This window comes from Allobosea sp. P1_A7 (genome assembly GCF_056406775.1).
Map to the genome: position 1 here is coordinate 1 of NZ_JBFTZN010000164.1, position 12,691 is coordinate 12,691.

Sequence of the window (12,691 nt, forward strand, 5' to 3'; positions counted from 1 at the left end):
TTCTCTTTCTGTCTTCAGTTTTCAAACAGCGGTGCGTCTAACAAAGACAAGCAGGCCAACCGATCTCTCGGCTACAAGGCCCGAAGCTCTCATGAAGCGCAGTAGAGCGGCCCCGCCAGCGGCGGCGCCGTCTCGATGAGCAGTGTTTAAGCGAATCAGGTTTCGGGTGTCAACAGCCGATTCGCATTTTGTTGAAAACGTCGATTCGTCCGCGCGACGGCCCCGGTTCTGCGTGGCATGTCGGTCGCGCCCATCCGAGGCATGTCTCCGGCATCCCAGCCGTGGYGGTCGGCCCTTACCTGTATTAGATTGATCGCGGACCAACGAAGCGGGCTGCCGAGCGGCCCCGGGTTCGCACTGCCTGAGCCGCGGCGCTTCAGCCGCGGAGAACCACGAACCGAGCCTGCGTGCCTTTCTATTCGCCAGGAATATGTCCTGCGGAGGAGCGCCATGTTCAACAGACGGCAAATGCTCAAAGCGGCGGGGCGCGCCGTGCTGGGGCTGGGGGTGGCAGTGGGCGAGGGCGCAGGTCTTGCTGCCTTCGCGGCCGAAACTGTGTGGCTCCCCTTCGACAATGGTGAGCGGTCGCTCGTCGCTTATCCCGGCAAACGCCCGCTGATTGAATTGACGGCGCGGCCGCCCCAGCTCGAAACCCCGTTCGGCGTCTTCAATGACGGGCTTCTGACCCCGAACGATGCGTTCTTCGTGCGCTATCACCTGGCGGATATCCCGACCGAGATCGATCCGGACGCCTTCCGCATCGCGATCACGGGCAAGGTCGACAAGCCGTTATCGCTCTCGCTTCAGGAACTGAAGACGGGGTTCGAGCCAGCCGAGATCATCGCCGTGAACCAGTGCTCCGGTAACAGCCGCGGCCTGTTCGATCCGCGCGTCGCCGGCGGCCAGCTCGCCAACGGTGCGATGGGCAATGCACGCTGGAGGGGCGTGCCGCTCAAGGCTGTGCTCGACAAGGCGGGTGTCCAGGCCGGGGCGGTGCAGGTGTCCTTCGACGGCCTCGACGGGCCGATGATCCCCGACACGCCGGATTTCATCAAGGCGCTCGACATCGACCATGCCCGCGACGGCGAGGTCATGCTGGCCTACGCCATGAACGGCGAGGATCTGCCCTGGCTCAATGGTTTCCCGGTGCGCCTGGTGGTGCCGGGCTATTTCGGAACCTATTGGGTCAAGCATCTCCGCGAGATCGCTGTGCTCGACAAGGCCTTCGATGGGTTCTGGATGACGTCGGCCTATCGCATCCCCGCCAATGCCTGTGCCTGCACCGAGCCCGGCAAGGCGCCGACCGCGACCGTGCCGATCAACCGCTTCAGCGTCCGCTCCTTCATCACCAGCGTGCAGAACGGGGCAACGGTGAGGGCCAATGCAGATGTCATGCTGCGCGGCATCGCCTTTGACGGCGGCTATGGCGTCACCGATGTCGCGATTTCGCCGGATGGTGGGAAAATCTGGCTTGCGGCGGCGCTTGGCGAAAATCTCGGAAAATATTCTTTCCGCGAATGGAAGGCAGCGGTCCGGCTGCCCAAGGGTGAGCATGTGCTGATGGTCAGGGCGACCAACCGGATCGGCCAATCGCAGCCGATCGAGCCCTTGTGGAATCCGGCGGGCTATATGCGCAATGTCGTCGAGACGACCCGCGTGACGGCCGCGTGATGGAGGTGGTCATGACCTTGCGCTTCATTGGGGCGTCGGCTTTCGGGCTCTGCCTTGCCGGTGTGGCGTTGGCCGGTGTGGCGTTGGCAATGCCGAAAACCTATCAACTGCCCGCTGAAACGGCGGTGCTCAAGCCGGGCCCCGGTCCCGGCTTCGAGGCGGCGAAGAACAACTGCATGTCGTGCCACTCGGTCGACTACGTCAACTTCCAGCCGCCGAAGAAGGGGCAGGCCTTCTGGGACGCCGAGGTGCAGAAGATGATCAAGGTCTACCGCGCCCCGATCGACGAGGCCGATGCCAAGGCGATCGCCGAATACCTGGCCAAAACCTATTGAGGAACGAAGGGCCGCACCTCTCGGTTGCGACGGGCCTGACCGTGATCCCGGCTTCACGATGCACGATCAAGCCGCGCAAAGACCCCGTCGCCGCCGCGTCCTCCAGAAACCCGGCACTCTGCCGGCAAAGCCGTCAATCCGGCAGTCGGACCGTGGCGTTGACGCGCTCCACGTCGCTGCGGGAAAGCGCGATATCTGACAATGCACGGTCATCCATGCGGTAGAGCGCGCGTGCGCTGGCTTTGGCGTTGAGCCAGGTTTCAAGACGGAGCAGCAGGCGCGACAGGCCGTGAATCGACGGTGCGGCAGGGAGTGGCAGAAGGTTTTCTATGGCTGGCCTGGTCGACATGACGGCCTCCCTTGTCTCAGGTTTCGCCAGCAAATCTGCTCCTTGCCTGGGGTCCAAGCAAATGCGAACTTCTTGGCTTCAGCCCAAGGTTTCCTTCGCTTCCCCATGACGCGCCGCCACGTTCCGCCCTTGACCTCTCTGCGCGCTTTCGAAGCCGCGGCCCGGCACCTCAACTTCGAGAAGGCCGGGGACGAACTCGCCGTCACCGCCAGTGCGGTCGGCCAGCAGGTGAGATCGCTTGAGGCCTGGCTGCGCCGCCCTCTCTTTACGCGCCTGCCGAGCAAGGGCGTCGCCCTGACGGCGGTCGGGGAACGCTATGCCGCGACCGTTTCGCTGCTGCTCGATCAGCTCAACGAGGCCACGGCGCGCGCCTTACGGCCTGATGCGCCCGGTATTCTGACTGTCAGCACATTGCCGACCTTCGCCCTCACTTGGCTGATCCCCCGCCTCGGTTCGCTGAAGGAGCGTCACCCCGATCTTGAGGTGCGCGTTTCGATCTCGACGGGTTTGACCAATTTCGACGGCGAGGATGTGGACGTGGCGATCCGCTCCGGCCGCGGCCTCTATCCCGGCCTGCGCTCGGACCTGCTGATGGAGGAGAATTTCTTTCCGGTTTGCAGCACCACCCTGCTCGGTGATCCCGACCGGCCCCTGCAGGAGCCCGCTGATTTGCGCCATCACACGCTGCTGCATGAGATCCCGGATGGAATACTCGATTATGTCACCTGGCCGCGCTGGCTGTCCGCGGTTGGGCTGCCTGACATCGATGCGACGCGAGGGCCGAGCTTCTCGCACATGTTCCTCGCCTTGCAGGCGGCCGCTTCGGGCCAGGGCATAGCCCTCGCCACCAATGTCCTGATCGGGGACTATCTTGATGCGGGTCGCCTCGTCCGGCCCTTCCCGCATCAGGTCAGAGGGCCACATCAATATTATCTGGTCTGCCCCGAGATCTCCGCCGAAAGGCCGGCCATTGCGGCCTTTCGGGCCTGGATATGCGGCGAAGCTGCCGCCCATCGCGCGGTGGTGACACCATGACCTGCGATCCCGGAAGGGCGTAGGCTGCGCCGCGATCCAGGGCGGCCGGAATGAGCGGATCGTCTCGCCGGAACCTGGCAAGCACCCTCTCGTCGAGGGGGACTTCGAATGCGCGCAACCTCGCGGCAATGTTGCTGCGTCAGGAGAGGCTGGGTCAAAGCGAGCCTGTCCTAGCCATGCGCATTCTCCTGGTGGAAGACGAGCCGGAAATGGCGGCGGCGCTCCGCGCAGCCCTGGCCCAGCACGACATGGTCGTCGACCATGTCACCACGCTGGCGGAAGGGGAGGAGGCGATCGCGACTGCGGCGCACAGCGCAATTCTGCTCGACCGGCAATTGCCGGACGGCGACGGCCTGACGCTGATCCCGAGGCTTCGTGCCCGCAAGCAGATCGCGCCGGTGATCGTGCTGACCGCGCGGGGCGACCTCGGGGACCGGGTCAAGGGCCTGGACATCGGAGCCGATGACTATCTCGCCAAGCCGTTTGCGATCGACGAGTTGCTGGCTCGGCTGCGAGCCGTGCTCCGCCGTGCGCCGGTGATGGCTCCCGATCGGATACGGGCAGGGCGCCTCGACTATGATTGGCATGATCGCTGCGCGACCATTGATGGGGTTGGGCTCGATTTGCCGCGCCGGGAGCTGCTGGTGCTGGAGGCTCTTCTGCGCCGACGTGGGCGCACGGTGCAGCGTGCCGCGCTGGAGGAGGCGGTCTACGGCTTCGATGACGAAATCCAATCGAATGCGCTCGACATGCATGTGTCGAACCTGCGTCGGAAGCTGACGAAGGCGGGGGCCGGCCTCGAGATTCACGGAATTCGCGGCGTCGGTTATCTCCTCAAACACGCGGCATGACCTGGCCCCGCGCGCATTCGCTGAAATGGCGCCTCGTCCGGCGCCTCCTCGCGTTGCAGGCCGCGACGCTCTCGCTGCTCGTCGTCCTGGTCATCGGTGCGCTCTACCTCGGCGGCCATCTGTTCAATTTCGAATCCGAGGATGTGACGGTCGATGTGCTGAAGAGCGCGGTCACGCGCGATCCTGCCGGCAGGCTTGTCCTGCAAACGACGCCGGCGCTGGCGAAGCTGCGGTCGGATGTTCCCGATCTCTGGTTCATCGTGCGCGACCGGCTTGGCCATACGCTGACCGAGGGAGCTCCGCCGCCCCATTTCGCACGCATCGGCGACGCGCTCGACGATGTCGGGGTTGCGAGGCTCGGCTGGAATCTTGGCGATCCCCCGCGCACGAATGCACTGATCCGCTGGGTCGATGGCTCCGCGGGGCAGATCCAGATTGCAACCGGACCGGGGGCAGAGGCGCCGCTGAGCTGGCTCGTTCAGGGGCTCCTGATCGTCTTCATGAGCTTCGTTCTTCCGGCCCTTGTGGTCATGGGGCTGGCGACGATCATTGCAACGCCTATCGTCGTGCGCAGGGCGCTTGCCGGCCTTGGAAAGGTAGCGGAGCAGGCCGAGCGGATCGATATCGAACGGCACGGCGAACGCCTGCCGACCGACGCCACCCCGAGCGAATTGACCCCGGTCGTCGCTGCGGTCAACCGCGCCCTGCAGCGGCTCGACGAAGGTCATGTGCGGCACAAGCGTTTTCTCGGTGATGCTGCACATGAGCTGCGGACGCCGATCGCGATTTTGCAGACGCGGCTCGATATCCTGCCGGATACGGCTCAGCGGGCGCGGCTTTACGAAGACGTAGCGCGGCTTGCCGTCATGGCGGAGCAGTTGCTCGACATGCAACGGATCGATCACAGCACCAAGGATTTTGCCAGGATCGACGTCGTGACGATCGGCCGGCGTGTCGCCGCCGATCTCGCGCCGCTGGCGATCGCCTCAGGCTATCAGGTGGCCTTCGAGGCTGAGGCCGACCAGGTTGCAGCATGGGGCGACCAGTCCGCGCTTGAACGGGCGCTGGCCAACCTCGTGCAGAACGCAATCCAGCACGGCGGACGCCACGGCACGATCACGATCGCTGTCGGGCGCGAGCGGACGATCGAGGTCGCCGACGAGGGGCCTGGCGTGCCCGTCGATCAGCGCGACCGCATTTTCGAGCCGTTCTGCCGGCTGGCGCCGCGCGAGCGGGGAGCGGGATTGGGGCTGCACCTCGTCCAGGAGATCGTTCGGCGCCATTCCGGCCAGATCACCGCCCTCGACCCGGCCGCGTCCGGCGCGCGCTTCCGGATTACATTGCCGCCGCCGGCGGTTGATCCCTCCTGCCCGGGCATAATGCTGACATAACCCACGCGGGCGAGATGTCGCTGGCCAGCGAATGGTCACGCATCGTGCGGAGACGTTGTCGCGGCTGAGAAGGCCGGCATCGTTGAAAGCCTGTTTCCTGACTGTTGCTGCTCGCTGCGGGCGTGTCGCCAGAGCGCGGCGCCCCCTCTTGATGACGGCGATGCTTGCGCTCTGGACTGCAGCGTGTGCCGCGCCCGCCAACCTGCCCTCGAACGCGCCGCTGATGCATGACCCCGCTCCTGCAGTGCGGCTGTCCGCGGGAGTTCCGGCACGCACCGGCGTGATCCTCGCATTCTCAGGCGGAGGAGCGCGGTCCGCGGCCTTCGGATATGGCGTGCTGTCGGCATTGGCCGAACAGCCGTCTCCGGGCGATGAGACGCGCAGGCTCGCCGACGATATTGGCGTGGTCGCCGGTGTCTCCGGTGGGGCCATTCTTGCCGCCCATCTGGCCCTGCACGGGCCGCGAGCCTTGCCGGAGTTCCGCCGCGCCTTTCTCGACCAGGACGCAGAAGCGTCGCTGCGCATGGCCTATACGCCCGAGAACCTGCTGCGCGCCTATCATGGTGGCGTCAATGATCTCTCCGGTCTTGCGGCCTGGCTGGATGCCAGCCTGTATGGTGGCGCAACGATGGGCGATCTCGGTCAACGCGGACGACCAAGGCTCCTGCTGCACGCGACGGATCTCTACAATCGGGCGCCGTTCCCGTTCGATCGGGCGAGCTTCCGCTCGATCTGCAGCGACTATGACAGCTTCCCCCTGGCGCACGCGGTCGCGGCCTCGTCCGCGGTGCCGGTCGCTTTCGCTCCGGTCGTCCTGCAGAATTTCACCGGGGACTGTCCCGTTGCCCGAAATGCGCCGGCCGCGGTCCGGCTTCCTGCCGGGAGCTCCCAGTTCGACAGGCATGTTGCGGAGTCCCAGGCGCGATACGCCAGTGCGCCGGATCTCCGCTATCTCAAGCTGCTTGACGGCGGCCTCGTCGACAATCTTGCGGTGCGAAATCTCATCAGGTCGCTCAAGCAGCCTGCGCCGGAACCTCTGGGCATCGCTGCCGCGCGGCATCTGGAGCGCCTGATCATCATCGTGGCCGATGCCTCCACGCGTGTCGGTGGCGAGATGTCCAGCGCGGTCGAGGGCCCGACAGCGCCGTCGGCGATCGTTGCGGCTGCCGATGCGATGATCGATAGCGCCAGCCGGATGAGCCTTGACGCACTGGAAGGAGAGGCTGCGCACTGGCGTGACCGGCTGGTTCGTTGGCGCTGCGGCAGCACAGCCGCGCAGGCCGGGTGCGGAAGACTTGATGTCAGCGTGGTGCGGTTGTCCCTCGCGGATGTGAGCGGGCAGGCAGAGAAGGCTCACATTCTCCAACTGCACAACACGCTCAGCCTGAAATCCGGCGATGTCGATTTTCTCGCGGGCCTGGGGCGAACCTTGCTGCTCGGCAACGAAGGTTATCGCAGCTTCATCAAACCGGCGTGGCGCGACGGCCCGCCCCACGGCTGAATGCCTTCGGCAACAGCTGAGCCCGGCAATCCCAACCCGCCGTGTTCTTCTCTGCCGGCTCGCGCGCTGCGTCGTGGTGGGCCGGGGCCGCTATTGGCTGCGCTGCTGTCGCACCGGCGGGGCTTTGATGGAGGAATGTCGGTTGGGTGCGAAGACGCCTGCCCCCCTGCTGCGCAGAGAGCTCTCCCCGCGGGCTATACCGAGCTGAGCAGAATGCTGGTTTCGCTGTTGAGGATGCCGTCGATGGTGCGGACCTCGCGCAGCACGCGATCGAAATCGCTGAGGCTGGAGGCGCGGATCTCTGCGATCAGGTCCCAGGTTCCATTGGTCGTGTGCAGCGAATGCAGTTCCGGCAGGCCGCGCATCTGCCGGATCACCGCGGTCGTCGAGCGGCCCGTGACCTCGATCATCATGATCGCCCGAATGGCCTTGTCGTCATAGTCCTGCCGGGAGCGCACGGTGAAACCGAGCACCGCGCCCGACTCGATCAGCCGGTCGAGCCGGGTCTGCACCGTTGCGCGCGAGACGCCCAGAATGGTCGCGAGCTTCGAGATCGGCGCGCGCCCGTCCTCTCGTAGCGCTGCGATCAGGCGGTGATCGAGCTCGTCGAAGATATGCATGGCAATCTGTCTATTCGATGTGAGCGGTTTGATCAACAAATCGCATAAATCTGAACTTGTTCGCAATTCAGTGTGCAAATTGCATTGGCTAGAATGCCCTCCATTCCAGAAAAGCGCGCAGGGAGGGCCGACCAATGGTTCAGTATGTAGGCGTCGAGAACATGGTTCGGCTGATCGCTGCCATCGGCATCGAGCCTTATCTGATTGGCCTTGCGGGCTATATCGAGGAGGATTTTCGGCGCTGGTCCCTGTTCGAGAAGGCGCCGCGCGTCGCCAGCCATTCTGCCGACGGCGTGATCGAGCTGATGCCGACCAGCGACGGCGAGCTCTACGGCTTCAAATATGTCAACGGCCACCCCAAGAACACACGCACCGGCCTGCAGACGGTGACGGCCTTCGGCGTCCTCTCCGATGTCGAGACCGGATATCCGCGCCTGCTCTCCGAAATGACGATCACCACCGCGTTGCGGACCGCCGCAACCTCGGCCGTTGCCGCGCGCTATCTCGCACGTGAGGATGCCGCGGTGATGGCGATCATCGGCCTCGGCTCGCAGTCGGAGTTCCAGGCGCTGGCCTTCAAGGCGCTGAACGGCATCCGGCGACTGCAGGTCTATGATATCGATCCGGCTGCGACCGCGAAATTCAGGGCCAATCTCGCGGGGCACGGGCTCGAGATCGAGGTGGCGAGCAGCGCCGAAGCGGCCGTGATTGGCGCCGATATCATCACCACCGTTACGGCCGACAAGCTCAAGGCGACGATACTCTCCGACAACATGGTCGGTGCCGGCGTGCACATCAACGCCGTCGGCGGCGATTGCCCGGGCAAGACCGAGCTGCAGCGCGACATCCTGTTGCGCGCCGATGTCTTCGTCGAATTCCCAGAGCAGACCCGCATCGAAGGCGAGATCCAGCAGATGGAGCCGGATTTCCCGGTCACGGAGCTCTGGCGCGTGATCATCGGCGAGACCAAGGGGCGCCGCACCGAGGACCAGATCACCATCTTCGATTCCGTCGGCTTCGCCACGGAGGATTTTTCGGCCCTGCGCTATCTGCGCGATCAGGTCGAGGGCACCGACTATTATGACGAGATCGACCTCCTCACCGAGCCGGAAGATCCGCGCAACCTGTTCGGCCTGCTGAACGCGCCGGTCGCTGCTCCTCGTGCCGTTCTCGGGGCGCGATGATGCAAAAGCTCTCCGTCCAGGCGGCGCGCAGCGTCGTGATGATCCGTCCGCATCACTTCAGCCCGAACCCGGCGACGGCCGCCGATAATCTCTTTCAGGGCACCGATGCTGCACGCAGCGCCGCCGCCATCGCCGCCGAAGCGCATCGTGAAGTGACGCGTGCTGCGGCGCGGCTGGAGGAAGCCGGCATCGCCGTGCATCTCTTCGAGGACGAGGGCAACGCGACGCCCGATTCCGTCTTCCCGAACAACTGGTTCTCGACCCATTCCGGCGGCCATGTCGCGCTCTATCCGATGTTCTCGCCGAGCGGGCGCAAGGAGCGGCGGCACGACGTCATCGAGATGCTGAAGCATCGCTATCGGGTCCAGGACGTGATCGACTATTCCGGCCTGGAGCAGGACGGGGTCTACCTCGAAGGCACCGGCGCGATGGTGCTCGATCATATCGAGCGTGTCGCCTATGCCGCGCGTTCGAACCGCACCAACGAGGTGGCGCTGGAGCGCTTCTGCACGCATTTCAATTTCGAGCCGGTGGTCTTCGATGCGGTCGATGCGGCGGGCCGGGCGATCTATCACACCAATGTCCTGATGTGCGTCGGCACGGATTTCTGCCTGATCGGGCTGGCCACCATTCGCGATGCGGCGCGCCGGAACGAGATTGCGGAGCGACTGGCCCAGGGGCGCATCATCATCGATCTCGACCACGGGCAGATCAACGCGTTCGCCGGCAATGCAATCGAGCGGCAGGGCAGCAACGGTCGCGTCGTGGCGCTGTCGTCACRCGCCTTGCAGGCTCTGCGCCCGGAGCAGCGTGCGACGTTGGAGGGTCTTGCGACCCTGCTGCCGCTCGACGTGCCGACCATCGAACTCGCCGGTGGCTCGGTGCGCTGCATGCTGGCGGGCATCCATCTCGCAGCGCGCGGAGCGCTTCAAGCGGCCTGAGCCTGTTCAGCGCGTCTGTCTTCCGACGAGACCGCGCCATTCTCGATCGGATCGCTGCCAGGCGGCTGCCTGCTGTGGAGCCCCGGAGAGTCGCTTGAACCCGCTCAGACTCTACGTCAGCGGTAGATTAACCTGTCATATAAATTCCTGACTAAACTCACGGTTGTGGCTATTTCGGCGGCTGACGCAGCTGCTATGGATGTGCCGGACAAGTTTCCGTCGAATCTGACGCGATAGCGAGCTTCGCCATGCACCAGACAACCTCGCACCTTGCCACGCCGCGGGTCGACCGGGTGATGTTTTCCGGTGAGCGACCAGTGTTCCGGCGGCTGGTGACGCGCGGCGCATTGCTGGAGCTGGTCACGCTCGGCTTCTACCGGTTCTGGCTTGCAACCGATATCCGACGGCATTTGTGGTCGAATACCTCGGTCGGCGGCGACCCCGTGGAATATACCGGCCGAGCCAAGGAGTTGTTGATCGGCTTCCTGATCGCGATGGCCATTCTGGTACCGGGCTATCTGGTCGGCTTCCTGGTGCCGCTCCTTCTGATCTCTTTTCTCGGTGGCCCCGAAGCCGGAGGAATCGACACGCTGGCCGGCATTCCGCTGTTCTTGTTCCTCTATCTGTTTTCACAATTCGCGCTCTACCGCGCGCGACGGTACCGGGTCACGCGCACGGTCTGGCGCGGATTGCGATTTGGGATGGGCGGATCGGGCTGGGGCTATAGCTGGCGCGCCGGATCATGGTCTCTGCTGGTCCTGTTGACCGCCGGACTGGCCTTGCCGTGGCGGCAGGCGGCACTCGAACGCTTCAAGATGCGCCATACCTCCTATGGTACATTGCAGGGCCGGTTCGAGGGAACCGGCAGCGACTTCTTCAAGCAGGCCTGGTTCCTCTGGCTTCTGGCCTTGCCGGCGGCGGTGCTCGTGATCCCGCTGCCGTTTCTCTATGGCGCGTACAAAGCGATCGAATGGCGCTGGTGGGTCTCGGGTATTCGTTTCGGTGACGTGGCGTTCCGCTCCGATCTCGAGCGGAGCGACTTGATCAGCAGCTATTGGAAAGTCGTCGGCTGGTCGCTCTTGCTGGTGCTCGTGCTGGGGCTGTGGTTGGTGGGCGTAACCGTCGGGGCAACCTACCTCGCAGGAGGGAGCGCGGAGCGCATTCAGGTGGCCATGCAGCATCCGCTGGTCTTGCTCGCTCTGGGGGTGGGCTATTTGGTGGCCGCGATCGCTTTCGGCGCGRTGGTCCGAATCTACCTCACCCGCGACATCTGGGCGAAGATCGCGGGACGGACGAGCGTGCTCAACCTGGCTGCAGCCGACGACGTCATCGGTCAGGGTGCCGCCGTTGGTGCGCTGGGCGAAGGCTTTGCCGACAGCCTCGACATTGGCGGCTTATGACAAGGTGCGACCCGGTCCCGCATCATGACTTCGAACGGGCAGTCCGAACATCCAGCTGTCTTCTTCGACGGCAGCTCGAATCGCAAGCGCCGGGTCGCGCTGCGGTTTTCGCGCAAGCTTGAGATCGCCGAGGATGACCTCGTCATCGCGTCCTGGCCCTATGACGACATTCGCCGGGCGGACGGACAAGCAACCCTGCGCTTGAGTGCCGTGTCGGCCCTGCCTCTCGCCCGGCTGGAGGTCGCCGACGAGGCGACGGCGCAGACACTGCTTGCCCGTTGCGGAGCGCTCGATCTCGCAAGCGGCGGCAGCCAGACCTGGCGCATCGTCGGATGGTCGCTGGCCGCCGCATGTTCGATCGTGATGATCACGCTTTACGGCATTCCGCTCCTCGCCGACCGGCTTGCGCCGCTGGTCCCCATAGCGGCGGAGAAGCGTCTGGGCGATGCCGTGGACAAGCAGGTGCGTGCACTCATGGGCGGCCATGTCTGCGCCCAGCCGGCGGGACAGCGCGCCTTCGCGAAGATGGTGGACGGGCTGAGAGAGGCAGGAGGCGTTTCCATTCCGATGGAGGCGCAGGTTCTGTCATCGGCCATTCCCAATGCCGTCGCCCTGCCGGGCGGCAAGATCTATCTGTTCGAAGGGCTGCTGCAAAAGGCACAGAATCCTGACGAGATTGCTGGCGTGATCGCGCATGAGATCGGCCATGCCCATCGCCGCGACGGTCTCCGCCAATTGATTCAGACCGGGGGCACGTCCTTTCTGATTGGCTTGCTGTTTGGCGATGTCACCGGCAGCGGTGCAGTGATCTTTGGCGCCCGCTCGATCCTCGATGCGTCGCATTCGCGTGATGCGGAAAGCGGCGCGGATGATTTTGCGGTTGAAGCGATGACCGGGCTCGGCCGATCGCCGGCTCCCCTGGGTGAGTTCCTCGTGCGGATCACCGGCAGCGACAGCCGCGGCACGATCCTGGACAGCCATCCGCTTAGCGCCGAGCGGCTGGACCGCATGAAGCGCCTCGACCGCCCGACGACCGGACCGGCGATCCTCACCGATGTGGAATGGCGGGCGTTGAAGGATATCTGCGTCGGGTCCAAGCCCTGAACAGCACGGCGGCGGGCTTTTCCGCCATTCGCACTGTCGCGGGAACGCTCCAGGATCGCGCCGCGATCAGGCCCTTCGATGGTCTCTCTGCCTGTTCAGCGCGTCTCGATGCTGGCGAGATAGGCGCGCAATTCCCGCTCTGGCCCATGCCAGGAGGCGCTGCCCTTGCCCTGGAGCTCCGGGGCTTCCTTCCAACCGGGCTCGATACCGGTCATGTCGGGCAGGAGATGGGCGATGCCCTTGTGGCAGTCGATGCAGGTCTTCTCCTTCGGAATCAGGAAGCGGCTGTGGATCTCGGCTGCCCGGCGC

Annotated in this window: 13 protein-coding genes; 10 read left to right on the top strand and 3 right to left on the bottom strand. The window is 64.8% G+C overall.

The features are described 5' to 3' along the window. Positions 1 to 450 precede the first annotated feature (450 nt). Together sorA and sorB are read left to right on the top strand one after the other, a co-directional pair. Positions 451 to 1,671: a SorA family sulfite dehydrogenase catalytic subunit gene (gene sorA, locus AC1D34_RS24355; RefSeq protein WP_476825575.1), complete on the top strand. Its 1,221-nt coding sequence runs from the start codon at positions 451 to 453 to the stop codon at positions 1,669 to 1,671. A gap of 11 nt (positions 1,672 to 1,682) precedes the next feature. Further along, positions 1,683 to 2,006 (top strand): SorB family sulfite dehydrogenase c-type cytochrome subunit, encoded by a 324-nt coding sequence (gene sorB, locus AC1D34_RS24360; RefSeq protein ID WP_441490413.1) that lies wholly within the window; start codon positions 1,683 to 1,685, stop codon positions 2,004 to 2,006. A 133-nt stretch (positions 2,007 to 2,139) separates the two neighbouring features. On the opposite strand, the gene AC1D34_RS24365 is transcribed toward sorB, so the two are convergent. After that, positions 2,140 to 2,355, bottom strand: a complete 216-nt coding sequence (locus AC1D34_RS24365; protein WP_069877934.1) for a DUF1127 domain-containing protein — start codon at positions 2,353 to 2,355, stop codon at positions 2,140 to 2,142. Positions 2,356 to 2,460: 105 nt separating this feature from the next. Here AC1D34_RS24365 and gcvA point away from each other — a divergent pair, with 105 nt between their 5' ends. From gcvA to AC1D34_RS24385, 4 genes are all read left to right on the top strand, one after another. After that, positions 2,461 to 3,390 carry a transcriptional regulator GcvA gene (gcvA, locus tag AC1D34_RS24370; protein WP_476825576.1) on the top strand — a complete coding sequence of 310 codons (930 nt, stop codon included), beginning with the start codon at positions 2,461 to 2,463 and terminating at the stop codon, positions 3,388 to 3,390. A 176-nt stretch (positions 3,391 to 3,566) separates the two neighbouring features. Continuing rightward, complete coding sequence (locus tag AC1D34_RS24375; protein WP_441490411.1) at positions 3,567 to 4,241, top strand: response regulator; 675 nt, start codon at positions 3,567 to 3,569, stop codon at positions 4,239 to 4,241. After that, positions 4,238 to 5,632: a sensor histidine kinase gene (locus AC1D34_RS24380; RefSeq protein ID WP_476825577.1), complete on the top strand. Its 1,395-nt coding sequence runs from the start codon at positions 4,238 to 4,240 to the stop codon at positions 5,630 to 5,632. Before AC1D34_RS24375 ends, AC1D34_RS24380 begins: the two co-directional genes overlap by 4 nt. A 151-nt stretch (positions 5,633 to 5,783) precedes the next feature. Beyond that, positions 5,784 to 7,133 (top strand): patatin-like phospholipase family protein, encoded by a 1,350-nt coding sequence (locus tag AC1D34_RS24385; RefSeq protein ID WP_476825578.1) that lies wholly within the window; start codon positions 5,784 to 5,786, stop codon positions 7,131 to 7,133. 194 nt (positions 7,134 to 7,327) lie between these two features. On the opposite strand, the gene AC1D34_RS24390 is transcribed toward AC1D34_RS24385, so the two are convergent. After that, a complete protein-coding gene (locus AC1D34_RS24390) occupies positions 7,328 to 7,753 on the bottom strand; it encodes an Lrp/AsnC family transcriptional regulator (protein ID WP_043242225.1) in 426 nt (141 codons plus the stop codon). Between the two features lie 134 nt (positions 7,754 to 7,887). On the opposite strand from AC1D34_RS24390, the gene AC1D34_RS24395 reads away from it, so the two are divergent. The 4 genes from AC1D34_RS24395 to AC1D34_RS24410 all read left to right on the top strand — a co-directional run bounded on the left by AC1D34_RS24395 (position 7,888) and on the right by AC1D34_RS24410 (position 12,382). Next, the gene (locus tag AC1D34_RS24395) at positions 7,888 to 8,937 is read left to right on the top strand and encodes an ornithine cyclodeaminase (RefSeq protein WP_441490408.1); all 1,050 of its coding nucleotides are present in this window, start codon (positions 7,888 to 7,890) and stop codon (positions 8,935 to 8,937) included. Continuing rightward, positions 8,937 to 9,878, top strand: a complete 942-nt coding sequence (gene ctlX, locus AC1D34_RS24400) for a citrulline utilization hydrolase CtlX (protein WP_476825579.1) — start codon at positions 8,937 to 8,939, stop codon at positions 9,876 to 9,878. The genes AC1D34_RS24395 and ctlX overlap by 1 nt, the downstream gene beginning before the upstream one ends. A gap of 248 nt (positions 9,879 to 10,126) precedes the next feature. Continuing rightward, on the top strand, positions 10,127 to 11,278 hold the full coding sequence (locus AC1D34_RS24405; RefSeq protein WP_476825580.1) for a YjgN family protein: 1,152 nt from the start codon (positions 10,127 to 10,129) through the stop codon (positions 11,276 to 11,278). Positions 11,279 to 11,302: 24 nt separating this feature from the next. Next, positions 11,303 to 12,382, top strand: a complete 1,080-nt coding sequence (locus tag AC1D34_RS24410) for a M48 family metallopeptidase (RefSeq protein WP_476825581.1) — start codon at positions 11,303 to 11,305, stop codon at positions 12,380 to 12,382. 95 nt (positions 12,383 to 12,477) lie between these two features. Here AC1D34_RS24410 and AC1D34_RS24415 read toward each other — a convergent pair. Next, positions 12,478 to 12,691: NapC/NirT family cytochrome c (locus AC1D34_RS24415; RefSeq protein ID WP_476825582.1), on the bottom strand; the 214-nt coding region annotated here is incomplete at its 5' end.

Coding starts and splice junctions, on each gene's coding strand:
- sorA (WP_476825575.1), top strand. CDS start 451: ATGTTCAACAGACGGCAAATGCTCAAAGCGGCGGGGCGCGCCGTGCTG.
- sorB (WP_441490413.1), top strand. CDS start 1,683: ATGACCTTGCGCTTCATTGGGGCGTCGGCTTTCGGGCTCTGCCTTGCC.
- AC1D34_RS24365 (WP_069877934.1), bottom strand. CDS start 2,355: ATGTCGACCAGGCCAGCCATAGAAAACCTTCTGCCACTCCCTGCCGCA.
- gcvA (WP_476825576.1), top strand. CDS start 2,461: ATGACGCGCCGCCACGTTCCGCCCTTGACCTCTCTGCGCGCTTTCGAA.
- AC1D34_RS24375 (WP_441490411.1), top strand. CDS start 3,567: ATGCGCATTCTCCTGGTGGAAGACGAGCCGGAAATGGCGGCGGCGCTC.
- AC1D34_RS24380 (WP_476825577.1), top strand. CDS start 4,238: ATGACCTGGCCCCGCGCGCATTCGCTGAAATGGCGCCTCGTCCGGCGC.
- AC1D34_RS24385 (WP_476825578.1), top strand. CDS start 5,784: ATGACGGCGATGCTTGCGCTCTGGACTGCAGCGTGTGCCGCGCCCGCC.
- AC1D34_RS24390 (WP_043242225.1), bottom strand. CDS start 7,753: ATGCATATCTTCGACGAGCTCGATCACCGCCTGATCGCAGCGCTACGA.
- AC1D34_RS24395 (WP_441490408.1), top strand. CDS start 7,888: ATGGTTCAGTATGTAGGCGTCGAGAACATGGTTCGGCTGATCGCTGCC.
- AC1D34_RS24410 (WP_476825581.1), top strand. CDS start 11,303: ATGACTTCGAACGGGCAGTCCGAACATCCAGCTGTCTTCTTCGACGGC.